Source organism: Sphingopyxis sp. 550B, assembly GCF_057401805.1.
In genome coordinates, this window is the sequence record NZ_CM171610.1 from 1,649,287 (window position 1) to 1,673,567 (window position 24,281).

Annotated in this window: 12 protein-coding genes; 5 read left to right on the forward strand and 7 right to left on the reverse strand. The window is 69.2% G+C overall.

Annotation, left to right across the window (positions count from 1 at the left end):
* Positions 1-82: 82 nt before the first annotated feature.
* The 5 genes from AC2S9W_RS07700 (at position 83) to AC2S9W_RS07720 (ending at position 6,815) form a co-directional block, all read left to right on the forward strand.
* Positions 83-433 carry a DUF3060 domain-containing protein gene (locus AC2S9W_RS07700; RefSeq protein ID WP_104959356.1) on the forward strand — a complete coding sequence of 117 codons (351 nt, stop codon included), beginning with the start codon at positions 83-85 and terminating at the stop codon, positions 431-433.
* A 211-nt stretch (positions 434-644) separates the two neighbouring features.
* The gene (locus tag AC2S9W_RS07705) at positions 645-3,083 is read left to right on the forward strand and encodes an FAD-dependent oxidoreductase (protein ID WP_486571825.1); all 2,439 of its coding nucleotides are present in this window, start codon (positions 645-647) and stop codon (positions 3,081-3,083) included.
* Positions 3,083-3,961, forward strand: coding sequence for a hypothetical protein (locus AC2S9W_RS07710; protein WP_076074292.1), 879 nt, complete (start codon positions 3,083-3,085; stop codon positions 3,959-3,961). The genes AC2S9W_RS07705 and AC2S9W_RS07710 overlap by 1 nt, the downstream gene beginning before the upstream one ends.
* Before the next feature lie 15 nt (positions 3,962-3,976).
* Positions 3,977-5,923 (forward strand): cytochrome c3 family protein, encoded by a 1,947-nt coding sequence (locus AC2S9W_RS07715; RefSeq protein ID WP_486571826.1) that lies wholly within the window; start codon positions 3,977-3,979, stop codon positions 5,921-5,923.
* 43 nt (positions 5,924-5,966) lie between these two features.
* Complete coding sequence (locus AC2S9W_RS07720; RefSeq protein WP_486571827.1) at positions 5,967-6,815, forward strand: phosphodiesterase; 849 nt, start codon at positions 5,967-5,969, stop codon at positions 6,813-6,815.
* Positions 6,816-7,399: 584 nt separating this feature from the next.
* Here the strand turns inward: AC2S9W_RS07720 and AC2S9W_RS07725 are convergent.
* The 7 genes from AC2S9W_RS07725 to AC2S9W_RS07755 all read right to left on the reverse strand — a co-directional run bounded on the left by AC2S9W_RS07725 (position 7,400) and on the right by AC2S9W_RS07755 (position 24,157).
* Complete coding sequence (locus AC2S9W_RS07725) at positions 7,400-8,344, reverse strand: D-2-hydroxyacid dehydrogenase (RefSeq protein WP_486571828.1); 945 nt, start codon at positions 8,342-8,344, stop codon at positions 7,400-7,402.
* Between the two features lie 112 nt (positions 8,345-8,456).
* On the reverse strand, positions 8,457-9,944 hold the full coding sequence (gene cysS, locus AC2S9W_RS07730) for a cysteine--tRNA ligase (RefSeq protein ID WP_486571829.1): 1,488 nt from the start codon (positions 9,942-9,944) through the stop codon (positions 8,457-8,459).
* Between the two features lie 227 nt (positions 9,945-10,171).
* Positions 10,172-16,168, reverse strand: a complete 5,997-nt coding sequence (locus AC2S9W_RS07735) for a hypothetical protein (RefSeq protein ID WP_486571830.1) — start codon at positions 16,166-16,168, stop codon at positions 10,172-10,174.
* Positions 16,169-16,198: 30 nt separating this feature from the next.
* On the reverse strand, positions 16,199-18,037 hold the full coding sequence (locus AC2S9W_RS07740) for a ShlB/FhaC/HecB family hemolysin secretion/activation protein (RefSeq protein ID WP_486571831.1): 1,839 nt from the start codon (positions 18,035-18,037) through the stop codon (positions 16,199-16,201).
* A gap of 196 nt (positions 18,038-18,233) precedes the next feature.
* Complete coding sequence (locus tag AC2S9W_RS07745; RefSeq protein ID WP_486571832.1) at positions 18,234-18,998, reverse strand: hypothetical protein; 765 nt, start codon at positions 18,996-18,998, stop codon at positions 18,234-18,236.
* On the reverse strand, positions 18,985-21,054 hold the full coding sequence (locus AC2S9W_RS07750; RefSeq protein WP_486571833.1) for a CHASE2 domain-containing protein: 2,070 nt from the start codon (positions 21,052-21,054) through the stop codon (positions 18,985-18,987). The genes AC2S9W_RS07745 and AC2S9W_RS07750 overlap by 14 nt, the downstream gene beginning before the upstream one ends.
* A 4-nt stretch (positions 21,055-21,058) precedes the next feature.
* Complete coding sequence (locus AC2S9W_RS07755) at positions 21,059-24,157, reverse strand: CHAT domain-containing protein (protein ID WP_486571834.1); 3,099 nt, start codon at positions 24,155-24,157, stop codon at positions 21,059-21,061.
* Positions 24,158-24,281: the final 124 nt, after the last annotated feature.

Below are 24,281 nucleotides of genomic sequence, written 5' to 3' on the forward strand. Positions count from 1 at the left end.
CGCATGCCTGCGGTGGGGCATTCGAGGGGTTGTGAAGGAGACAGCCTTGCTTTCGAACGCCTTTTTCCCGAAATTCCCCGTCATGGCCGCGATCGGCCTCGTCGCCGCGGTGCCGGCTCTGGCTTTTGCGCAGAGCGGCAGCGCCGGAACGCGCAGCGGCGCGACGATCGATGGGGTCGGACAGACGCTGACCGTCGATTGCGAGGGCCGCGCGGCGGTCGTCAGCGGCACCGAAAACGAGATCAGCTTCGTGGGCGACTGCCCGTCGCTGACCGTGACCGGCACCGACAACCGGATTCGCATCGCGCTGCGCGCCGGGGCGCCGGTGAATGTGTCGGGCGTCGACAATGTCGTCACCTGGAGCACCGCCGGGAAGGCGCGTCCGCGCGTGTCGATCCAGGGTGTCGGCAACCGGGTCGCGCCCGCGCGCTGATCGCGCGCGCTTCGGCCGGCATCCGTCTCCCCGGTTGACCCGCCCCCGCTTTCAAGGGCATAGCGTTCCGATCAGGACATAAGTCCGGGTCGCATCCATGCAGAGGTTGCCGGGGGGCTGGCGGCCAGGGGGAAGGGATGCCAGCGCGCATGTTCGTCAGGATGGTCGTCAGCCGCAGCGAGCCTGCCTTTCGCGGGCGGGCCGCGCGCGCATGAGCGAGGCGGTCCGGGTCGCGATCATCGGGTCCGGTCCCGCCGGGCTGAGCGCCGCCGCGCGCGCGGCGCAGCTCGGGCTCAGCCATGTGCTGCTCGAAAAGACCGACCATCTGTCGGACACGATCTTCAAATATCAGAAGGGCAAGCACGTCATGGCGACGCCGGCTCGCCTCGACCTGCGCTCCGACTGCCGCTTCGACGAAGGGTCGCGCGAGGCGATCCTGGGCATCTGGGACGAGGACGCGGCGGCCAACAAGGTGACCGTCGCCTATCGCGCCGAGGTCGTCGAGGTCACGGGCGAAAAAGGCGCTTTCCATATCCGGACGGCGAGCGGCGATACGATCGCCGCCGAGCATATCGTGCTGGCGATCGGGACGCAGGGCAACCCGAACCGGATGCGCTGCCCCGGAGGCGACCTGCCGCACATCATCTATCAGGTCGACGACCCGGAGGATTTCAGGGACCGGCACATCACGGTCGTCGGGTCGGGCGACGCGGGGATCGAAAATGCGCTCGGCGTCGCCGAGGAGGCGCTCGAGAACCGGGTGACGATCCTCAACCGGTCGAAGGATTTCGCGCGCGCCAAGGCGAAGAACGTCTCCGACCTGATGGAGGCGGGCGAGAATGGCGCGATCGACATCCGCACCGAAACCCAGCCCAAAATCGTCGAACCGGGCTGGCTGACGCTGGAGACGCCGACCGGCGACGAGCGGATCGAGTGCGACGTGATCGTCGCGCGGCTGGGATCCGTCGCGCCGCGCGCCTTCGTCGAATCGATGGGGATCGAATTCACCGGCCCCGACCGCGAAGCCTTTCCGAAGCTGTCGCCGACCTTCGAGACGACGGTGCCCGGCATCTACGTCATCGGCGCGCTCGCGGGCTATCCGCTGATCAAGCACTGCATGAACCAGGGCTATGACGTCGTCGAATTCATCAACGGCAACAACGCGTTGACCCCCGCCGACGAAAAGGACCTTGCAACGATCTTCGCAAACCTGCCGCAGCAGAAAACAGTCGGCGAGTGGCTTGACCATCTGCGCGTGCGGGTGCGCATCTTCGCCGACGTGTCGCCGCTCCAGATGCGCGAATTCATGCTCGATTCGAAGATTGCCTATTACCCTGCGGGCGAGGTGGTGTTCGAAAAGGACGAGCCGGGATCGTCGCTGTTCGCGATCGCCGACGGCCATGCGCTGGTCGAGGTGGCGCCGGGCGTCAACGTGCCGATCGAGCAGGGGTCGATCTTCGGCGAGGTCGGGCTGATCTCTGGCCGCAAGCGCGGCGCGACGATTCGCGCCGGCGAGGACAGCATCTTCGTGGAGGTGTCGCGCACCGCCGCGCTCAAGCTGATGGGCGCGGTGCCGGGCGCGAAGCGCGTGATCGAACGCATCTCGCTCGAACGCCAGCTTCTCCAGATCTTCAAGGGCGGCCTGAGGGTCGAGGATCTGGCGCCTGTCATCGACGGGGCCGAGGTGATCCGCGTGCCCGCCGGCAAGCCGGTGGTCGTGGAGGGCGACGCGGGCGACGACGTTTATGTCGTCCGTTCCGGCTCGATGGTGGTCGAAAAGCACATCGGCGGCCGGCCGATCTTCCTGCGCTACCTGCCCGCGGGCAGCTATTTCGGCGAAATGGCGGTGCTGAGCGGAGAGAAGCGCAACGCGACCGTCAAGGCAGCGGTCGGCAGCGAGGTGATCAAGCTGACCGGCGCGGGGTTCAAGGCAATGCTCGCCGCGCGGCCGCAGGTGCGCGCGGCGACCGAGGCCGCGGTCGCCGAGCGCGCGGCGATGAACGGCTTCATCGAATCGCGCAAGACCAGCTATGCGAGCGCGGTCGATCTTTATTCGGACACCGCCAGCTTCATCATGAAGGAAGGGCTCGGCGAGGCGACCGATGCGCTGCTGATCGACGAGAATCTGTGCGTCGGCTGCGACAATTGCGAAAAGGCCTGCGCCGACAGCCACGAAGGACTGTCGCGGCTCGACCGCGAGGCGGGGCGGACCTTTGCGCATCTGCACGTCCCGACAAGCTGCCGCCACTGCGAGCATCCGCACTGTATGGCCGACTGTCCGCCGAACGTCATCCATCGCGGCCCCGACGGCGAAGTCTATATGGAGGACGGCTGCATCGGCTGCGGCAACTGCATGCGCAACTGCCCCTATGGCGTGATCCGTATGGAATCGACGCCGCCGCCGAAGCCCGGTCTGCTCAGCTGGCTGCTGCTCGGCCGGGGGCCGGGGCCGGGCGAACCGTCGCCCCAATGGACCAAGGCGAATATGCCCGAGGGCAAGAAGCCCAAGAAGATCGCCGTCAAGTGCGACATGTGCAAGGGGATCGCGGGCGGCCCCGCCTGCGTGCGCGCCTGTCCCACCGGCGCCGCGATCCGCGTCTCGCCCGAGGAGTTCCTGTCGGTCACCCGGCTCGAAGAGGATGCCGACTGATGGCGACGCTGTTCCGGCGCCGTGCGCAGCGCACCCATGTCGAACGCGTCCGTCAGCGTCGGCACGAAGGATTCCTGCGCTACGCCAATTTCCGCTGGGCGAAGATTTCCGGCATGCTCTGCCTGCTGATCGTCGTTTCCTATGCGCTAGTCGACGTGACACCGCGCCCCAATGGCGGGAGCTGGTACGGCTATACGCTGGGGACGATCGGCGCCGCGCTGATCCTGTGGCTCACCGCGCTCGGCTATCGCAAGCGCCGGATGACGAGCGATTACTGGTCGCTGAAGGCGTGGACCTCCGCGCATGTCTATCTGGGGCTCAGCCTGATCGTCATCGGTACCTGGCACACCGGTTTCCAGCTAGGCTGGAACGTCCACACGCTCGCCTGGGCGTTGATGATGCTCGTCATCCTGTCGGGGCTCTACGGCGTGGTCGTCTATGCGACGCTGCCGGCTGCGCTGTCGAACAACCGCGAGCAGATGACGCAGATGCAGATGCTCGAGGCGATCCGCGCCTTCGACCGCCAGCTTCATGCCGCAGCGCAGCCGCTGACGGCTGAGGATGCCGCCCCGGTGCTCGCCGCGCTGGACGAGGACCCATTCGCGGGGGGCATCCGCGGGCGGCTGACCGGGCGCTATCCTCGCTGTGCGACGGCGGCTGCGCTGCGCGCGCTGGCGGGCTCGCGCGCGGCCGATGCTGAAGCGCGCGGCAAGGTCGTCGGCCTGCTGCGCCAGAAGGAGGCGGCGCTTGCGCGGCTGCGCCGGCATCTGCGGCTGCGAGCACTGCTCGAAATATGGGTTTATGTGCATGTTCCGCTGAGTTTTGCGTTGATCGTGGCGCTGTCGGCGCACATCGTCAGCGTTTTTTTCTACTGGTAGGCGGGGAGGGGGACGATGAGCTTCATCCTGCGCCGCATCGCGACGACGAAGACGGGCAAGCAGATCGTCCGCGACCAGCCGCTGCCGGGCGACACGATCACGCTGGGGCGCGAAAGCGGCAACGGCATCCACATTCCCGACCTGGCGGTGAACCCGCACCATGCGACGATCGGCAGCAGCGACGGCCGCCATGTCCATGTCGCGGCGCAGGAGGGGCTGGGGTTCGACCTGAACGGCCGCACGCTCGACGCCGCCGACATCGACAGCGCGGCGGGCGCCGAGCTGCGGTTCGGCGGGCACCGGCTGACGGTCGCGCGCGAGGGCGACGCGATCGTCCTGCTCGTCGAACGGATCGACGAACTGTCGCAATCGTCGAAGGACGTCGACGAGGCGAAGGCTTTCTCGCTGGCCGGGACGATGCCGGGCAAGCGGCTGGGCGCCTGGACCTTCGCCATCCTCGTCTTCCTCGCCTTCCTCGCCGGGCCGATCTGGGCGTGGCACAGCTATCGGCAGGTCGACGAGCGGCCGGGCGGCTATCATGCCGACCTCGCCTGGTCGTCGGGGCCGCTGTCGAGCGCGCACAAGAGCCTGAAGGGCGACTGCCAGTCGTGCCACGTCGACGCCTTCGTCGCGGTGACCGACAAGGCGTGCGTCGGCTGCCACACCGGCGAGCACAAGGCGATGAGCGCGGCGCACGCCAATGCGCCGACCGCGATGCTGCTTGCGGCACGCCACCCGCCCGGCGTCGGCGAGCGCATCCTCGCGGGCTTCGCCAAGACCTTCAACCGGCCGCAAGGCCGCTGCGTCGATTGCCATACCGAGCATGAAGGCGCCGGACCGATGCCCGCGACGCCGCAGAAATTCTGCGCCGACTGCCATGACGGGATGCAGGCGCGGCTGGTGAAGGCGGGCTTCGAGCCGACCGTCGCCGATGCCGCCGATTTCGGCACGCTGCATCCCGAATTCCGGCCGCTCGTGCGCACCGCGCCGGGCGCGAAGCCAGTGCGCGCGGCGCTGAGCAAGGGTGCGATCGTCGATCAGGGCGGGCTCAAATTCCCGCACGACCTGCATCTGCAGGCCAATGGCGGGGTCGCGCGCATGGCGGCGAGCTTCCGCGGCCGCCATGGCTTCGGGCAGAAACTCGAATGCGCGAACTGTCACCGCCCCGACGCCGACGGAGTACGGATCAGGCCGGTCGAGATGGAGCGCGACTGCGCGATGTGCCACAGCCTCGCGTTCGAGACGGTCGGCGGGGTCACGCGGACGCTCCGCCACGGCGAGCCACGGCAGGTGGTCGCCGACCTGATTGCCTATTACCGTTCGACCCCGCCGACGCGGCCGCTGCAACTCGGCGGCATGGAGCGGCGGCGCCCCGGCCAATATGCCGAGGGACAGGTCTACAACATCTATTTCCGCGAGGTCGCGGCGCGCCCGAACCGCGCCGAGGATGCGGTGCGCGCCGTCTTCTCGAAGGGCGGCGCCTGCTATGATTGCCACACCATCTTCGCGCCCGCCGCGGGCAACGACTGGCGCGTGATGGCGGTGAACCAGACGCCGCGCTTCCTGACCAAGGGCTGGTTCGACCATGATGCGCACAGGGAAACCGACTGCGCCGACTGCCACGTCGCGGCGACGCGATCGAAGGCGGCGAGCGACCTTCTGATCCCCGGCCTTCGCCAGTGCCGCGACTGCCATGTCGGCGAAGGTGGCGCGCGGCTGGTCAAGGTTGAGACCGCGACCGAATCGCCGTGCGCGATGTGTCACGAATATCACAGCGACGGGGGCAAGCCGTGGATGCCCGCGCGCCAGCGCAGGAAGGGAAGCGCGGCCATCGCCGATCGGCCGCCGTCCGCCGCGCAGGCTGTGAGCCTGATCACAGGGCCGGAGGCGCGCGGCCTCTATGATGGGACATGGCGCAGCTCGGCGCCGAAACTGGCCTCGACGACAGGGCGCGGCGGATGAAGATCAGGCGGTCGGGGCCCGGCGGCCGGGGTGGGGGACGGATATGCTAATCGCCCAGATCACCGATATCCATCTGGGTTTCGACCCGGACAATCCGGCCGAATATAACCGCAAGCGGCTCGACGCCGTGCTCGACGTGCTGATCGATGGGCCGAACCGGCCCGACCTGCTGATCGCCACCGGCGACATCACCGATTGCGGCGATGCCGGCAGCTATGCCCAGCTCAAGGCCGCCTTTTCGCGCTGTCCCTTCCCGGTCTGGCCGAGCGTCGGCAACCACGACCTGCGCGACCCGTTCCACGCGGCCTTCCCGGGCTTCGACGACGGTGCCGGCTTCGTCCAATATGCGATCGAGCTGCCCGAGCTGCGACTGGTGACCATCGACACGCTGGAGGAGGGGCGCCACGGCGGCGCCTTCTGCGACGCCCGCGCGGCGTGGCTCGACGCCGAACTGGCGAAGGACGGCGGCAAGCCCACCTATATCGTGATGCACCACCCGCCGATCGAAAGCGGGATCGAATGGATGAACACCCATCCCGGCGAACCCTGGGTCGGCCGCCTGACCCGGGTCGTGCGCCGCCACCCGCAGGTGCGCGGCCTGATCTGCGGCCACCTGCATCGCAGCGTGACCGTGGCGTGGGAAGGGCGCACCATCGCCATCTGTTCCTCGACCGCGCCGCAGGTGTCGCTGGACCTGCGGGCGATCGACCCGGACCGCCCCGACGACCGCCCGATGATCGTCGCCGAGGACCCGGCTTATGCGCTGCACCACTGGAACGGGCGCGAACTGGTCAGCTTCTACGACCATGCCGGGGCGCACACGACCCTCGCCACATATGACGAGCGCCTGCAACCGCTGGTGCGCGAGTTGAAGGCCGAACGGCCGGAATAGGGCCGGTCCGGGATCGCTCGTCGTCCTGTGGCCTGTGGGGATTCGGGTTTCGGCACGGATGTTTCCCTTTCGTCACCCTGAAACAGATTGGCAGTTAGCAATTGGAGCGGCGTGCCATAAATCTGCAACGCCCCTTATCCGTTCGTGTCGAGCGCAGTCGAGACACCCATCGGCCTTGCGCCACGCTGATGGGTGTCTCGACTGCGCTCGACACGAACGGGACGATGGGTCAGATTTAAGCTCGATGCTCCATCCCTTTTCGACAAGGAATCGTTCCCCGGCGAGAGTCGGGGTCCAGATGGCCGGCGCTGTCCCGCATTGGACCCCGGCTTTCGCCGGGGAACAGCTCCTTACCTGCCTGATGGATATCTATACCAACGCGTTTCAGGGCCCATGGTCTGTCCCTGAATGAAAGGCTGCGGAAAAGGGAAGGTCCGGCCATGGATGCTGAAACGAGTTCAGCATGACGAAGGACGGGGCAGCGCGCCGAACCCCGAATCCCACAGGCCTTAGACTATGATGACATTAGAAAGATTCGTCATTGCGAGCGGCGAAGCCGCGCGGCAATCCAAAGTCATCGGAGTCTAATAGCCCAGCGTCAGGTCGACCTGCGGCGCGACCGGTTCGCCCCTGTGCCAGCGACCCAGATTGTCGAGGAAGCGTTCGGCAGCGCGCGCGAACATCTTGTCCTGCGCGCGGCCCGACAGGTGCATCGTGACATGCGCGTTGTCGAGCGCCCACAGCGGGTGGTCGGCGGGCAGCGGTTCGGGCGTGGTGACGTCGAGGAAGGCGGCGCCGATGCGCTTTTCGGTCAGTGCCGCGACCAGCGCCTCCTGATCGACGACGCTGCCGCGCGCGATGTTGATCAGCGTCGCGTCGGGCTTCATCGCCGCCAGTTCGGCGGCGCCGATCATGCCGTCGGTTTCCGCCGTCGCGGGCACCGCGGGGATCACCCAGTCGTAATCGCCGAGGCGGCCGCGCCACTGGTCGGGGGTCAGGGTGCCCGGTCCGGGCGAGCGGCGCACCACCGTCACATCGACCGCAAAGGCCTTCAGCCGTTCCTCGATCAGCCTGCCGATCGCGCCATAGCCGAGCAGCAGCGCCCTCGATCCGGCCAGTTCGATCTTGCCCGGCGAATCGATCAGCCATTCGCGGCGTTCCTGCGCGCGCACGACCTCGCGGTAGCCCTTGGCGACGGTCAGCATTCCCATCACCACATATTCGGCGATGGTGATCGCGTTGATCCCGGCGCCGTTGGTGACGACGACGCCGCGCGTGCGCAGCAGGTCGAGCGGCATGCGGTCGACCCCGGCATAGATGGAGTTCAGCCACCGCATCTTCGCCGCCGCGGTGATCGCGGTCGCCATGTCGCGCTTGTCGTGCATGTCGAACCAGCCGACGTCGGCCTCGGGCGCCATCGCCATCGCCTCTTCCTTGGTCCGGAAGAAGCGCGGTACGACCCAGTCGGGCAGGCGGCTTTCGACGAGCGGGCGGATCAGGTCCGACAGGACGATGACGGTCTTGGCCACGGAAATTGCTCTCCCTTTTCCGTTCGCATCGAGCGAAGTCGAGATGCCCATCGGTCACGCGCGCCTGTCGGGTGTCTCGACTTCGCTCGACACGAACGGAACGCGATGTCGTTCAGCTTTCGAGCCGCCAGTCCCAGCCGAGCGGGTCGCCGTCCATCACCTCGACCCCGGCGGCGCCCAGCTCGTCACGTAGCGCGTCGGACGCGGCGAAATCCCTGGCGGCCCGCGCTTCCTTGCGGCGCGCCAGCGTCGCTTCGATGGCGGTTTCGTCGATGGTCGCACCCTTGGGACGGACGCGCAGCGCCTCGCGCGAGAGCGTCAGCAGGTCGAGCCCGAGGACGCCGTCCATCCGTTCCAGCAGCGTGCGCTTCTGCCCCGCGTCGACTTTCTTCATCGCCGCCGCTTCCTCGATCAGGGTGAGCGCAATCGGGGTGTTGAGGTCGTCGGAGACCGCCGCGTCGAACCTTGCGAGCAGGTCGGCCAGCCGCCGGTCGGTCACCGGTACAGCCTCCGCTTCGCGGACGGCCGCCGCCGCCATCACCAGCCGCTTGAGTCGGGTCAGCGCCGCACCGAGGCCTTCCCACGAAAATTCCAGTTCGCTGCGATAATGCGCCTGGAGGCACATCAGGCGATAGGCGAGGGGGTGATAACCGCGGTCGACGAGCGTCTGGAGGCGCAGGAATTCGCCCGCCGATTTCGACATCTTGCCGCCGCGCCCCTGGTCGTTTCTGGCGATCAGGAAATTATTGTGCATCCACATGCGGGCGCCCGAATGCTCCGCGCAGTCGAGCCCGCCGCAGCCGCGCCACGCCTGGTTCTGGGCGATCTCGTTCGGATGGTGGATTTCGCGGTGGTCGATGCCGCCGGTGTGGATGTCGAACGGCAGGCCCAGTTCGGCCTCGCCCATCACCGAGCATTCGAGATGCCATCCGGGCGCGCCGCGTCCCCACGGCGAATCCCACTCCATCTGGCGCGTCTCGCCGGGCGGCGTGCGGCGCCAGATCGCGAAATCGGCGGCGTGGCGCTTGCCCTCGACCTCGTCGATGCGGCCTTCTCCCTCGTCGGTCACCGCGCGCGCCAGCCGGCCGTAATCGGCGACAGTCGACACGTCGAAATAGAGGCCGCTGTCGAGCTGGTAGCAATGGGCGTCGGCGATGCGCTGCGCGAACGCGATCATGCGCGGGACATAGTCGGTGGCGACCGTCCATTTCGCGGGATCGCGCACGCCCAGCCGCGCGAGGTCGCGCTTGAACTCGGCGGTGTAGAAGGCGGCGATGTCCCACGCCGACTTGCCCTGCGACGCTGCCGCCTTTTCCATCTTGTCGTCGCCGGCGTCGGCGTCGGAGGTCAGGTGGCCGACGTCGGTGATGTTGATGATGTGGCGCAGCGCATAGCCCTTGAACGCGAGCGTCCGCCCCAGCGTGTCGGCGAAGACATAGGCGCGCATGTTGCCGATGTGCTGGTAATTGTAGACGGTCGGCCCGCACGAATAGACGCGCGCCTCGCCCGGATGGACGGGCCGGAAATCTTCCAGTTGGCGCGTCAGGCTGTTGAACAGCCGGAGCGGCGCGCCGGGCGCGGAGGTGGGGGCGTCGGTCATCCCCGCGCCCATGCCCCGCGCCGGGGTTCGCCGTCAACCGAAAGGCGCCTCGAACCAAGTCCGGGAGTGATACGTCCATGATCTCCCCTCCCGCTTGCGGGAGGGGCCGGGGGTGGGCAGCGGCGTGGCGAAAGCCCACCCCGCTGCGGCTAGCGAACAAGTTCGCAAGCCTCGCTGCCCCTCCCGCAGGCGGGAGGGGAGTCAGCTGTTCAATGGCCCGATACGCCTTAGCTCCCCGGCGAGGTCCACAGGTCGTCGTTGCCCGCCCCGGTCACCGGATCGTCGAGCAGCGGCTCGCCGGTCATCGGGTCGAGTTCGCGCATCGTGATCAGCGGGGTCGGCAGGGTGCTGCCTTCGCCTTCGTCGCTGTCGGCGCTCGCCTCTTCCTCGATGACGTCCTGAACGGGGAAATTCATCTCCACGCCCCCCGGCTGCGCGGGCAGGCAGGCGCCCGTGTTGAGGATCAGGCAGCCGTTGAGCGTCGAGCGCCGGTCGAAGCTTCCGGAAGCCGGCGCCGCGCCGTTGACGGTGAGCAGCGGGATGGTGTCGAGGCCGGTGACCGGGCCCGACGCGCCGGCCGCGACGCCGTTGACGACGATGCGCGCGGTCGGCGCCGATGCATCGACGTTGAGCCCGAGCGCGCCGAAGGTCAGCCCGCGCCGCTGAGCGGTTTGCGTTCCGGCGCCGCTGTTCTGGACATAGAAGCCGTCGCCGACGGCGGCATTGATGCCCCCGGCGAACAGCGCGCCCTCGTCGCTGGTCACTCCGTCATTTTCGGCAAGGCGCGCGTCGATGGCGTCGATCGAGGCCGCCCCCGCGATGTCGCCGATCGCCGCCTGCGTTGCGACGAAGACGGCGCCGGCGGCAAGGTTCAACCGGCCGGCGGGATCGCTGCCGTTCGACAGGCGCACGCTTCCCTGGCCGAGGATGACCTCCAGCGCCGTATCGGCGGCGACGGTCAGGCTGTTGGTGTCGGCAAGATCGGTCAGCGCGACCGCGCCGATCACGCGCGCGCGGCCCGGCGTCCGCAGCGTCAGCGATCCGTCGGTGCCGAGGTTGGCGTTCGAGGATGCGCCGCCGGTCATGGTGAAGCCGTCGATCACCAGGTCGGGCTCGGCGCCGCCGCCGGCGACCATCGGCGCGATAATCTCTATGGCGGCGGCATGGAGGCGCGTCATCTCGTCGGCGTCGATGTGATAGCCGGTGACGGTGCCGGTGCCGCCGACGAAGCTCTGCCGTCCGTCGTCGTTGTTGGCGAGCGACAGCGTGCGGGTGATGCCCAGGGTGCCGAGGTGGCCGCTCGGCGCGATGGTGATGTCGCGCGAGGCGAGCGTCATGTCGCGGCCGGTCACCGCGCCGTCGACGAGGATGGTCGTGCCGGCGCTGGCGGCGAGGCCGTCGGTCACGCCGACGCCGGCCATCGAGATCATCTCGGCGGCGTTGAACTGGGCGGCGTCGGCGGTCAGTGCTTCGATGATCATATGCTCGCCGCTGTTGTCGAAGCGCGCCGTGCCGGCGATGGTGGCATTCTCGACGATGAACCGGTTGCCCGAGCGGATCGCCGCGTCACCGACGTCGGTGACGATGTTGGCGAAGGTGATCGGTCCGTTGGTCCCGATGTCGAGGCTGTCGGCGCTGACGCTGACGGCGTCGCGCGAATTCAGGTTCCCGACGCGGACGGCGCCGTCGTCGGTGGTCAGCGTCGTCACGCCGCGGCTGTAGATCTCGTCGGCGTCGATTCCGGTCCCGGCGCTCAGCGTCACGGCGCCGTCATCGCCGGTTTCCGCCGAATCTATGGCGATCGACCCGTCGGCGACGAGGGTCAGGTTGCCGCCCGCGATCACCGATCCCGTGACCGTGCCGCCCGCGTCCGCGATCAGATTGTCGAAGGCGCCGACGCGGACGGCGGCGATGTCCGTGCCGGCCGTCAGCATGACGTTGGACAGGTCGGCCGGCGTCGTCGCGATCTGCAGGAAGGGCACCGGCACCGATCCGCCGCCCGCATAGACGACGCTGCGGCCGTCGGGCCCGGTTCCGGTGGTCGCCGCATCGGTGGCGTCGATCGCGCCGCCCGCCTGGACGGTCAGGTCGTCGCCGGCGGTGACGTTGGCCAGCGTCGCTGTCGTCCCGGCGAGGACGAACACATCCTCGCCCGCCGTCCCCCCGGTCAGGCTCGCCGCGCCGCCGGTACGGATACCGATCATCGTCGCCGCGCTGCTGTCGGTCAGCGCCGCGTCGCCGCCCGCATCGACGAACACATAGCCTTCGGAGAGACTATTGCCCGACGGATCGGCATAGCCGCCCGCCGCATCGGCTTCGGCGGTCACATTGCCCCCGGCAGTCAGTTCGACGTTGCCGCCCGCGCGATAGATACCCGAAAGGTCCGTTCCGGCGGAGACGATGATGTTGCCCGCCGTGTCGGCAAGGCCGATCGCGACGCCGCCCGTGCTCGCCGTCGCGCGCAGCGTTCCATCGGACTGGATCGTGCCGCCGACGGCGATGCCCGGGCCGTCGATGGCGACCGTGCCGCCCGCGGTTATGTCGGTTCCGAAGACGCCGTCGGCGGCGCCTGTGCCCTCCGCGGTCAGCGAGACGAAACTGCCCGCGCTCACCGTGTTGAAGGCGATCGACTGGCCGTTCACCGACACGAAGCCGCCGGCGCTCGAATTGCCGAGGTCGACCGTGCCGGGCGAGGCCACGACGATGTCGCCGCCGGTGACGATCGAGTTGAGCCCGGTCGCGAAGCTGCCGACGTTGGCGGTGAAGTTGCCCGTCGCCTCCGCATGGACAACGGTGGCGGCACCCGTCGAGGTCAGCACGATGTTGGCGCCATCGGCTTCGGAATCGGTGCCGCTGCCGGTCGCTTCGATCCGGCCGAGCGCCATGCTGGCGGCGGTGATGCGCATATCGTCGCCCGCCGCGATGATTCCGGAGGTTCCGATGCTGCCGTTGACGGCGCTCAGCGCCATGTCGCCGCCCGCGCGCGCCGACCCGATGGCGATCGAGCCGTTCGTCGATGTCAGGGCCAACGCGGCGTCGCTCGCCGCGGTGCTGCCCGCGTCGCCGGTGATGCTGTTGGCGGCGGTCAGCGTGGCATTGCCCACCGCCGCGATGGTCGGTGCGCCGCCGGCCGCCGGCGTGGCGTGCCGCAGGTCGATCTGGTCCCCGGCCGCGATGTCCAGCGTGCCGCCCACCGCGACGTGGCCGCCGCCGGCGGCATAGATGCCGACCGACCCGTCGGTCGTCAGCCGCATGTCGCCCGTCGTCGCGATCGAGCCCGCGCCGGTGGGTGCCAGCAGAATGCCCGTCGTCGCGGTGTCGAGATTGCCGGCGGTCGGCGCGGCTACCCCGGTCACCGAGACGTTCAGATCGGCAAAGGTCGTGCGGCCGTCGCCACCGATCACGACCCGCCCGGCATCGTCGCCGCTGGCCGAGATGCCGGTGAAGCCCAGGTTCAGCTCTCCCGTCCGGCCGTTCGCTGTGGTCGCTTCGAACAGGACGCGGCCGCCGGCGGTTCGGCCGTCCCCGCCTGCGCCTCCGTCACCGCCCGTTCCGAAGCCGCCTTCGCCGGGCGCCCCCGCGGTGCCGTCGGCCCCGACGAGCAGCGAGTTGCTGCCGGTGGTGATCGTGCCCCCGGCGGCGAGCAGATGCACCGTCCCGCCGATGCCCGTTCCCGCCGCACCGCCTTCGCCGCCGGAGGCGGTGCCCATGTCGTTGCTTGCGCCCCGGCCGCCGCCGCCGCCGGTGCCCACGCTTCCCAACTCGGCGATCGCCGAGGAGTTGTCGGCGTCGATCAATATCGTGGCGCCGTCGCGCGCGATGATTTCCTGCGTGCCGCCGGTGCCGGTGCCGCCCGCGCCGCCCGCCGGCGCCAAGGTCGGGTCGGTGTAGGAGATAGTGCCGAACCCGCCTTCTCCGCCGGTGGCCGAGGCGCGCAGGTTGGCGCTGAGAACCACCGCGCTGCCGGCTTCTCCGATGACCTCCAGCCGTGCGGTGCCGCCGACCGCGTCGCCGCCGTTTGCCCCCGTCGAGCCGGCCGAAAAGCCGCCCGCGCCGCCGGTCGCCTCGGCGCTCATGATCGAGAAGAGTGGACCGATGGCATGGTCGGTGACGATCAGTTGCGCGGTTCCGCCTTGCGCGTCGCCGCCCCGGCCGGCCGGCCCGGCGCCATAGCCGGTTCCACCCATGCCGCCCAGCGCGTCCGCGCTGGCGATGACGAGGTCGGAAATATCCGTATCGGCGGCAAGGCCAAGCGTCGCGGTGCCGCCCCGGCCCAGACCGCCGCCGCCCTGGGCGCCGGTGAGGTCGCTGCCCGAACTGAAATCATAGGTGGCGCCGCCGCTGCCGCCCTCGCCATGGGCATCGACGTTCAGGGTCCCGCCGCTTATGGTGCCCGATACCAGATCGAAACTGGCCGAGCCGCCGATGCCGTCGCCGCCGTCGCCGGCATCGCCACCCGTCACGAACGCATAGAATTCGCCACCGCTGCCCCCGCGACCCGATGCGTCGATAAGAAGGGCGCCCATCTGCACGTCGGCGCCGTCGATGCGCATCGTCGCCGTGCCGCCGGAGCCCGTGCCGCCGGTTCCCGCCGGGCCAACCGGAATGCCCGAATCGAAATCGGCGCCGCTGGTCCCGAATCCGCCGCCGCCACGTGCGACGACCGCGATGTCGCCCGCCTCCAGTTCGCCACCGGTCAGTTCGGCGCGCGCCACGCCGCCGCGCCCGGTGCCGCCCGGGGTGTTGCCGTCTTCCGCCACGGCGCTGATGACGAGGTTACCGACCTCGGTTCTGCCGCCGCTTTGCGAAAAGGTCGCGGTGCCGCCCTGGTTGATGCCGGTGACCTGATCGGTCCGGCCGTCGGCCCGGATGGCGAGCGTTCCGCCGCCGGGCAGGCCGCCGACAAAGATCGAACCCCCGTCGCGGACCGTGACCGAGGCATCGCCTGTCGCGCCGCTCGATTCGATGGTCAGGTTGCCGTCCGCGCCCGCCGACTGGCCGCTGCCGCCGGTGCCGACCACCAGCGCCGCCGAGGCATCGCCGATGAACAGGCCCTCGCCTTCGACATGGATCTCGCCGGGTCGCTCCGGCACCGGGCCGGTGGGCGGGACGGCGGGAAGCTGTTGCTGCGATTGCCCCAGGAAAGCGCCGCTGGCGTGGGCGGTGGTGTTACTGAGAAAGCGGACGTCGCCGACCGTGATGTTCGCCGCGGGGCCGTTGGCGGTCGAGGCATCGATCTCGCCACCGACGATGTTGTAGCCCGCCGACAGCCGAACCGCGCCATCGGGGTCTGTCTGGACAATCGTGGCATCCTGATAGCCGACCTGCCCCGACACGAGCATGGTGACGGCGTCGTTCTTCGCGATCGCGACCATATGGATGCGGCTGTCATAATTGCTGCCGTCGACATGTGCCGGCCCGGTGGTGATGCCCGTATGGGTGATGGCGTCGCCGCCCTCCGTACCGGTGATGACATTGATATCGAACAGCCCGGTGTTGATCCGGATATCGGCGGCTTCGGCCGCGACATAGGCGACCGATCCGTTGGCCTGGACGCGGCCGGCCTGCGCGATGCGCGGTGCGACAAGCGCGACATAGCTGCTGCCGGGATTGAATTCGTGATTCGCGTTGATCCTGCCGTTGACGGTAACCGTCGCCACGCTGCCGGGGGTGGCCCGGAACCGGATCGCTCCGGTCGCCGGATCGAAAAACCCGTCGCCCGTTTCGATGGCGTTGGTGGTCAGGACCAGACTGCCGACGTTGATCATGGCGTCGGTGCCGATCAGGATGCCGCCGGCGTTGTAGAACCAGATGCTGCCGCTCTGGGCGCTTCCGTCCAAACTGTTGATATTTCCGTTCAGCGCAACCCGTCGGCTCAGTGCGCCGCCCGCGCCGTTGACGAAGCGGTTGAGAACGACAAAATCGCCGCTGCCGTTGAAATTCCAGTTATGGTTCTGCTGCAGCACTTCGATGTCGCCGCCGGTCGGGGCGCTGTCGTCCGGAACCCAGTTGATGATCGTCTGGGGACCGGAGACGCCGACCGTCGTCGTCCGGCTTGCTATGTCGGTGCCGACCGTGACGCTGCCGGGCGGGTCGAGGGGCGTGGCCGCGACCTGCGCATGCGCGCTCTGTGCGAACACCATCAGGCCCGCCGCGACGGCGCAGCTTTCGAGCAGGCGCCGCTTGCCTTTGTGAACGGCCGAGGGGGCTGCGTGGGCCGGCATGGCGTTGATCCTTGCTGCAAAAATCATGGCTCAGCGCCTCCCTGTGCCGGACTGGACGATACCGAACTGGGTGGTCAGCGACACGAGCAGGCGGGGGTCGGGGCGCTGCGTGAGGAATCCCGCCCGGTTGAGCGGCACCGCGAGCGTCACGTCGAGCCGCGCGGCGTTGCCATAGGCGACGCGGACGCCGCCGCCGGCGGAATAGAGCTTTTGCGGATTGAGCCCGTTGAAGGCGCTGTCCTTGTTCCACACCCATGCGGCGTCGAAGAAGGCGAAGGGCTGGAGCGCGAAACTTTCGATATTGGCGGGAACGAACGAGCCCACCCGCGCCTCGAATGCGACCGCGACGCCGCTGTCGCCGATCACCGTGCCGGGATCGAACCCGCGACCGACGGTGAAATTGCCCCCCGAAAACTCCTCATAGGCGAGCAGCGGATCGCTCGCCCATTGCGCGCGCGGGGCAGCCGACAGCGTGAACTGCTTGACCGGACGCCATTCGGCGAGCGCGTTGGCGCGCAGCAGGAAGGCGTCGGGCTTGCCCTCGATCCGGGTCAGCGGCACCGCGCCGGGCAGGAAGCAGGCCGCGCCGCCCGGCCCGCAATCGTCGCTGGCGCCGAGGAAATCGACGCCCTGCCGCGCCTCGATCGACGAGGCGAAGGACCAGCGCGGCTCGGCGGGGCTGTAGCCGTCGCGCCCGGCGATCGCCGCGGGGTCGATCCAGGCGGCATCGGCGCGCAGGTTGAAGACGCGCAGCCGGTCGCGGTTGAGCGGCACGCCGCCGAACCCGATATCCTGGTCGATCAGGTCGAGCCCGCCCGACAGCGTCAGCCGGTGCGCCTGCGCCAACGCGACGGGGTAGGAGGTGAAGAGGCTGACGATCTGCGTGTTCGACCTGATCGGCAATCCAGCGACGTCGGGCCGCGTCCAGGCATAGGTATAGCTGCCGCCCAGCCGCAGGCCATCGCCGCCGACGCGGAATTCGTGCGCGAGCTGCACGACCTGCTGTTCCTTGAAGTCGGCGGTCGAATAGATGCTGGCGGTGGTCAGGTCGCCCATGCCGGTCAGCCCGGCGACGCGGACGCGCGCGACCCCGCCCAGGCGGCCGACGTCGCGCGATCCGAAATTCTGGATGTTGGCATCGAACATCACCGGGGTGCGGGCGACGCGCACCTCGCCGACCACCTCGCCCGGATTGGCGCCGGGGCGCAGCGTCAGCCGCGCATCCATGCCGGGAATGTCGCGCGCCAGCAGCAGATAGCGCTCGGCATCGATGATGTTGAACACCGGCTGATCGTCGAGCCGGGAAAGATAGCGTTGCAGCAGCCGTTCGTTGCTGCCCGCGTCGCCGCGCACCTCGATCCGCGTCATCCGCGCGGCGAGGATGTCGAGCTGGACGATGCCGTCGGCGATCGTCTGCGGCGGAACGCGCACCGCGGCCAGATAGCCCCTGGCGCGCAGGATCGTGGCGGCATGGTCGCGAATGTCGCACACGACCGAGATCGGCCACGACTGGCCGACGCGGTCGGACCAGCTGGCATCGAGCATCGCCGGGTCGATGCCTTCGACGCTGGAGAAGCGGACGCCGCGCAGCGTGATGCGCGTGCTCGCATATTCGGGGTTGGCGAGCGGACAGGGCGCGCGCTCGATGCTGTCGTCGGCGGCGACGATGCGTTCGCCCGGGGGAACCGCGGGGGGCAGCGACGGCTGCTGGATCTCCTCGCGCGTCGGAACCTGCGGGGTCGCCTGCGCGATCGCGGGGAGCGGACATGCCGCCATGACCAGCCCGGCGGACCAGCCCCATGACCGGCGCCGCCCGGATCGTGTCCGCCGCACGGTTGCCGGTGCGTCCGATTGCCCCAGATCGATCATGTCCACCCCTTGCGTACTGGCGCGTCCCGGTGTGGCCGGTCGCCCCGTCTTGTCGCGTCCGCCGCGTCGGCGGCACCGCGAATATACGACCCAGGGAAAGGTTCAGCCGGTTGTGCGGCTGTAATTTTTCCCGGTGCTACCAGATGCATCGGACGGGTTCAATGACCGCCCGCTGCCTCCGGCCGCCGGTCGTTCGTCAGCCGCCGGCGGCTTCCGCCTCCGACATCGCGTCGACCAGGCGGTCGAGCTGCGGCGTGCAGCCCTTCGCCATCAGCACGTCGATCGATCCCTCGACGGTATCGGGCGCCGCTTCGACCTGTGCGAAGCGCACCGTGACCGGCGCGGTCAGGCCGGCGCCCGACAGGCGATAGTCGACGCCATATTGGATCGGCACGGCGTCGGTCGGCCATTTGCGGAAATTGGCGCCCGACACGAAGGCGACGGTTTCGCCGCGATCGCCATGCTCGATCTTGAGCAGTTCGTCGCTTTCCATGTGCGGGCGCCACAGCATCAGCGTCGCGGGATCGGCGACGCAGAAGGTGCCGCCCTCGCGATAGTCGAGCAGCCACAGGTTGGGCGCGCGCATCTCGGCGGGCACCGGCTCGTCGGGGCCGCGCGAGAATCCGCCGCGCGACCGCGTCGTCGGCCCCTTGGCCAGCATGCGCGTCACCGTCGTGCCCATCGACTGGCTGGCCTGGATCGTGCCCCCGGCGTTGAAGGTGCCCGGCCCCGACAGCGTCCGTGTCCGGCCGCTCTGCATCAGCACGACCTTGTCGCCCGCGACCAGCGTCACCCGGTCGCTCGCCTTCAGCTTCGCGCCGGACGGATATTTGGCCGCCGACGGTCCGGTCGAGCGCACCACCATCGACTGGGCGGCGGCGGTGCCGGCAAGCGCGACGGCGAGGACGGAGGCGGCGAGGGCCAGGCCGGCACGGCGCATCCGCAAGTCAGGACAGAACATAGCTTTCTCCCTTTTCGGTATCGTTCAGGCGTTCGATCAGGAACTGGATGGCGGCATCCTGTCCGAACTCGCCGGCCAGCGCTGTGGCGCCGGTCACATAGGCTTTCCTATCGCCCGCCGCGTGCGCGGCGACAAGCGCGGCGATGCGGCCGCGCTGCGCGGCGTTCAGATCGGGGCGCGGCGTGAAGACGTCGACCGGCCGCGCGCGGCCGCGCAATGTCACCCGCCCCATCGGCACCAGATCGTCGCGGCCCGACCGCTCGGCGGCCTCGGCAGAGATCAGCACGCCGGTCTTCAGGCTCTTGTTCGCCGATTCGAGTCGTGAGGCGGTGTTCATGCTGTCGCCGAGCGCGGTATATTGGATGCGCCCTTCGCCGCCGAAATTGCCGACGATCGCGTCGCCGACGTGCAGCCCGACGCGCGTCATTCCCAGCGGCGGGACGCCCTCGGCCATGTCGACGCGGAACTTCTCCCCCGCCCGATACATGGCGAGCGCGGCGGCGGCGGCCTTTTGGCCGTCGTCGGGACGGCCGATCGGCGCGCCCCAGAAGGCGACGACGGCATCGCCGACGAACTTGTCGATCGTCCCGCCATGGTCGAGCACGATGTCCGACAGCCGGTCGAGATATTCGTTGAGCAGGCGCGCCACCGTTTCCGGCGTCGTCGCGTGGCTCAGCTTGGTGAAGCCCTCGAGGTCGGTGAACACGCAATAGATGGTGCGCCGCTCGCCGTGCAGCGAGAGCTGGTCGGGGTCGCGCATGATCTGCGCGGCGACGTCGGCGGGCAGATATTTGCCGAGCGCCGACTGCGCGAAAGCGCGCTGGCGCGACCCGATGGTGCGCGCCGCGGTACCGACGGCGGCATAGCCGAACAGCCAGCCGAGCGCCCAGCCGAAGGCGGGCAGGGTGGTGGTGTCGATGCCGCGCCCCTGGAACCAGAAGGGGACGACGACGAAAAAGGCCATCTGGACGAGGAAGGCGAGCGCCACCCAGCGCGCGCGCACATCGATCAGGCTGGTCAGCCCGCCCGCCAGCACGACGAGCAGGGCGAGCGCCCACAGCAGCGCGCCCGGGATCGGCGTCGTCCACGCCCCGTCGAGCTGCTGCGCGAGCATATGCGCGTGCACCTCCAGCCCGATCATCGTTTCGTGCAGCCCGGTCAGCGGGTCGGTGAAGCGGCTCATCGGCGTATTGAACTGATCGTTGTCGATGATGTCGCCGCCGATCAGCACATAGCGTCCGCGCACCAGCTCCGACAGGCTGGCGCGCAGGTCGGCGTCCATGGGCATAGCGAAGGTGTCGATGGGCAGGTTGGCGAACACCGGCTCTTCCTGCCCCGCGGTCGCGCGCGCCGGGGTCAGGAAGCGGATATTGCCCTGGAAATCGGCATGCGCCGCGTCGACCGGCGCCAGCGCGTTCGCCATCAGCGGCGGCAGCGTCTTCGGCCGGTCGGGCCAGGTGCGGATCACCCCGTCGCCGTCGGTGCGGAACAGCACGCTCGTCGGCTTCGTCGTCGCGGTGGCGACGTCGGCGATGAAGGCCTGAAGGAACCTCTGCTGTTCGTAGAAGATCGTGTTCGGATTGCTCGCCTGCTCGGCATAGGCGAGCCACGTCGGCGTCCGCATCGCGCGAAGCTGGCTTTTCAGCAGCGGATCGTCGGGGCGCGGCGAATCGAAGGCGATGTCGATGCCGATCGCCTTCGCCCCCATCTGGTCGATGTTGGCGAGCGCGCGCGCGAGCAGGGTGCGGTCGAGCGGCGAGCGGATGCCGGTGTTGAACAGCGTCTCGTCATTGTAGGTGATCAGGACGATGCGCTTGTCCTGCGCGACCTTCGGCGCCATCAGCGTCGCGCGCGCATCGTAGAGCGCTCGCTCGGCATCGTTGATCAGCGGAATCTGCCAGCTCGTCCGCGCGATCAGCACGGCGAGCAACAGGAACAGCAGGGTCGCCGCCATGCGCGACGGCCCAAGCTGCGTCGCCAGCCGCCGCAGGCGCTTGCCCAGCGGAACGGTGGCGGGCCGTTCGGCCGCGTCGGGGGATGCCTGCGGTCGCGTCATCGGTTCAGCGCGCGGCGCGGCCTGCCGGGACGATCGGTGCCGGCGTCGGTGCCGCGCCATCGTGCAGCAGCGGCTGGCCGCCGTCGCCGACGATCGCGAAACCCGCCCAATAATAGGGGTGCGAGGTCTGTTTGTCGTCCATCAGCCGCATCTGCGTGGCGGCGAGCGCGTCGGCGATGCTTTCGCCCTGCGGTGCGGCGAACAGCCCGCCGATCAGCCGCTTGGTCGCGTCGAAATCGTCGGGCGCGGGCCAATGGCTCGCGATCACCGAACGGCCGCCGGCGCCGATGAAGGCGCGCACCAGCCCGTCGAGCGCGTTGCCGCCGCCGCTCGCGACCCCTGCCTCGCGCGTCGCCGACACCGACGCCGCGCCCGCGGTGTCGCAGGCCGACAGGATGACGAGGTCGGCGTCGAGCTTGAGGTCGAAAATCTCCTGAAAGGTCAGCAGCCCGTCCGAATCGCCGTCGCCGAACGAGGTCACCAGCGCCGGCCGCGCGGGGCAGGAGGGGCGCGGCGCCGTCACCAGCCCGTGGGTGGCGAAATGGATGATGCGATAATCGCCGAGATCGGTGCGGGTCTTGACCGCGGTGTCGGTGAAGGCGCTGCCGGTCAGCAGCATCGCCGCCTCGGGGCTCATCCGGCTTTTCGCGGCGACCAGTTCGTCGGCGGAGATCGGGCGGCCCCATTGGCCGATGTCCCAGCGGCACTCGGCGTCGCTGCCGATGGCGCCGCCTGCGCCGCGGGTGCCGAGCGACGGCAGCAGGCCGGCGACGGGCGCATTGTGGCCGAGCCCGAAATATTGCTTGGCGGCGCTCGACGGCGCGGTCTGGCGCGCATTGTGGAAGGCGAGAGCGGAGACGGCGGTGCTCGGCCGGACGGTGCGGCCCAGCCAGGCGATCCGGCGCATGTCGAACGCATCGGCATTGGGGTCGAGCAGTCGCTGTTCATAGTCGGCGAGCCCGGTGTCGGCGGTGACGAGCAGGGTGATCGGCAGGCGCAGCATCGCGCCGTCGGGTTCGAAGATCAGATGCGGGATTCCCGGCAGGCGATCCGCTACCGGTCCGAACAGCTGCGCATAAAGCTTGCGCGCCGTCGCGGCGTCGAAGGGATAGGTGACGCGGCGCCCGTTCTCGACCGTCGAGATGGTCGACCGGATCGCGTCGACCGCGCTTTCCAGTCCCCCGGCGCCGATATCGGCCTGCCACAGCCGCGCCGCGCCGCGATCGATCAGCATGGCATAGACGGCATCGCCGACGACGAGCATCTTCAGATAGGCCTCGTCGGACCGCAGCGTGCCTTGCAGGTCGGCGAGGTCGATCTTGCCCGGTGTCACCGCGCGATATTGCGGAAAGGCCGACAGGCGCGTGACCGTTTCGGCCTGCTGGGTCGACAGATTGTCGAGCTGGGTGCGCAGGTCGGCGCGCAGTGCGCCGATTTCCGGCGTTGCGGGCATCTGCGCGAGCCGCGCATCCTCGATCCGCGCGCGTTCGATATCGCGGCTTAGCGTCGTCGCCTGGCGGAACAGCGCCGCGCCCTCGTCGCTGCCGCTCGACAATTCGCGCGCCAGCACCGCCTGCGTATCGGCGACGCCGGGACGGACCTGGAGCTGGCTGGCGACGAAGAAATCGCCGACCGCCGCGGGATTGCTCGCGGCGCGCTCGGTTAGCAGCCGGTAATAGGGGGCCATCATATTGGCCATTCCCGCCGTCGAACGCTGCGAATTCGCCAGCGACGCCACCACGTCGCGATAGATGCCGAGCGCTTTGTCCGGTTGGCCGTTGCGCGTCAGGAAGGCAGCGTAGCGCGCGCGCGCCGAAGCGAGCGCGGTGGTTTCGGGATATTCGACCGCGAGCGCCTGCACCGATTGCTGGAAACGCGCGTCGGCGTCCGCGATCTCGCCCATCGCCTCTTCGCTCAGCGCCAGTTCGCCGAGCATCTGCGAGCGCAGGCGGACGATCGAGGTCACGCGGCCTTCGCGCACCGCGAGCGCCTCGTCGAGGCCGCGGAGCTGCGCGGTCTTCGCAGCGGCGGCATTGCCGCGCAGCCGCTCGACGGTGCCCAGCAGGTGCGTCGCCTGCGCGTCGATGATCCGCGCGCGCTCTGCCGGGGTCAGCCGTTCGCGGTCGGAGGTCTGGCGGATCGCGCGCGCGCTCGCGCCGCTGTTGATGCCGGCGGCGACCTCCGGAGTCAGCGTCACCGTGCCGTCGGCGGCCGCCGCGGCGGTGGCGAACGACGGCAACGGCGCCTGCAGCAATTCGGCGGCAGCGTCATACTGGTGGCGGTTGAGCGCGTCGATCGCGCGGAAATTGCGACGCAGGCGAAGCTGGACCGGGTCGCTGGTCGGGATCGCCTCGACCTCTGAGAACAGCCGCTCGGCCTCCGCGAATTCGCCGAGGTTCGATTTCTGCAGCGCGCGGTTCAGGATGAATTCGGTGGGATCGAGGTCGGCCGCCGCCTGTTCCTCCGCGGTGCGGCGCGACAGCGCCTCGAAGAATTCGGCCGCCTCGGCATAGTCGCCGCTGTGGTTGCGGCGGTATCCCTCGGCAAGAGCCTTGTCGATGTCGATCGCTCCCGCCAGCGTGCGCGCGAAGCCGTCGTTGCCGCCGATCGATGTCGTCGCGGCCCTGATGACCCCCGGGACGATCCGGCGGGTGCGGATCGATTCGAGCGCCAGCGTCAACGCGTCGTCATAGGCGGCGAAGCCCTCGACGGCATAGGCGGTGTTGCCGTCGGCCTCGATCCGCGTCCGCCACGCGATGGCGCTGTCCTTGACGGTACAAGCGTCGGGGGCGGTGCAGGCGATCGTCCCCGCGCGCGCCTTCTCGATTCGCGCCAGCGCTTCGGCGGGGGTGGCGCGCAGCATGCGGACATGGCCGACGGGCTGGCTCGCGTCGCGGCACAGGATCGTCCACGCGCGGTCGAACATGCCGTCGATCACCGGGTCGCGGACCGTCGCCTGCACCTCGCACAGCGACCCGCCCTGGCTGCCGATCGAGAAACTGTCGCGCAGCGTCGGATCGTCGCCCTGCGCCGCGACCGCGCACGGCGCCGCAAGCGTCGCGAGGGCGAGCGCCGGCAAGAGGTTGGAACGTCGCGCGGTCATGGTCAAATCCCCCATACAGGCCGGTTGTGCCCGGCCGTCGCTTTGCGACGAGGCGCAGTCTTCATCGCTGCGGTACGACCCCATTCCCGTCGCCGCGGACCCTAAACCCTTCGTTCGAAAAAAG

Coding starts and splice junctions, on each gene's coding strand:
- AC2S9W_RS07700 (WP_104959356.1), top strand. CDS start 83: ATGGCCGCGATCGGCCTCGTCGCCGCGGTGCCGGCTCTGGCTTTTGCG.
- AC2S9W_RS07705 (WP_486571825.1), top strand. CDS start 645: ATGAGCGAGGCGGTCCGGGTCGCGATCATCGGGTCCGGTCCCGCCGGG.
- AC2S9W_RS07710 (WP_076074292.1), top strand. CDS start 3,083: ATGGCGACGCTGTTCCGGCGCCGTGCGCAGCGCACCCATGTCGAACGC.
- AC2S9W_RS07715 (WP_486571826.1), top strand. CDS start 3,977: ATGAGCTTCATCCTGCGCCGCATCGCGACGACGAAGACGGGCAAGCAG.
- AC2S9W_RS07720 (WP_486571827.1), top strand. CDS start 5,967: ATGCTAATCGCCCAGATCACCGATATCCATCTGGGTTTCGACCCGGAC.
- cysS (WP_486571829.1), bottom strand. CDS start 9,944: ATGACCGACGCCCCCACCTCCGCGCCCGGCGCGCCGCTCCGGCTGTTC.
- AC2S9W_RS07735 (WP_486571830.1), bottom strand. CDS start 16,168: ATGCCGGCCCACGCAGCCCCCTCGGCCGTTCACAAAGGCAAGCGGCGC.
- AC2S9W_RS07740 (WP_486571831.1), bottom strand. CDS start 18,037: ATGATCGATCTGGGGCAATCGGACGCACCGGCAACCGTGCGGCGGACA.
- AC2S9W_RS07745 (WP_486571832.1), bottom strand. CDS start 18,998: ATGTTCTGTCCTGACTTGCGGATGCGCCGTGCCGGCCTGGCCCTCGCC.
- AC2S9W_RS07750 (WP_486571833.1), bottom strand. CDS start 21,054: ATGACGCGACCGCAGGCATCCCCCGACGCGGCCGAACGGCCCGCCACC.
- AC2S9W_RS07755 (WP_486571834.1), bottom strand. CDS start 24,157: ATGACCGCGCGACGTTCCAACCTCTTGCCGGCGCTCGCCCTCGCGACG.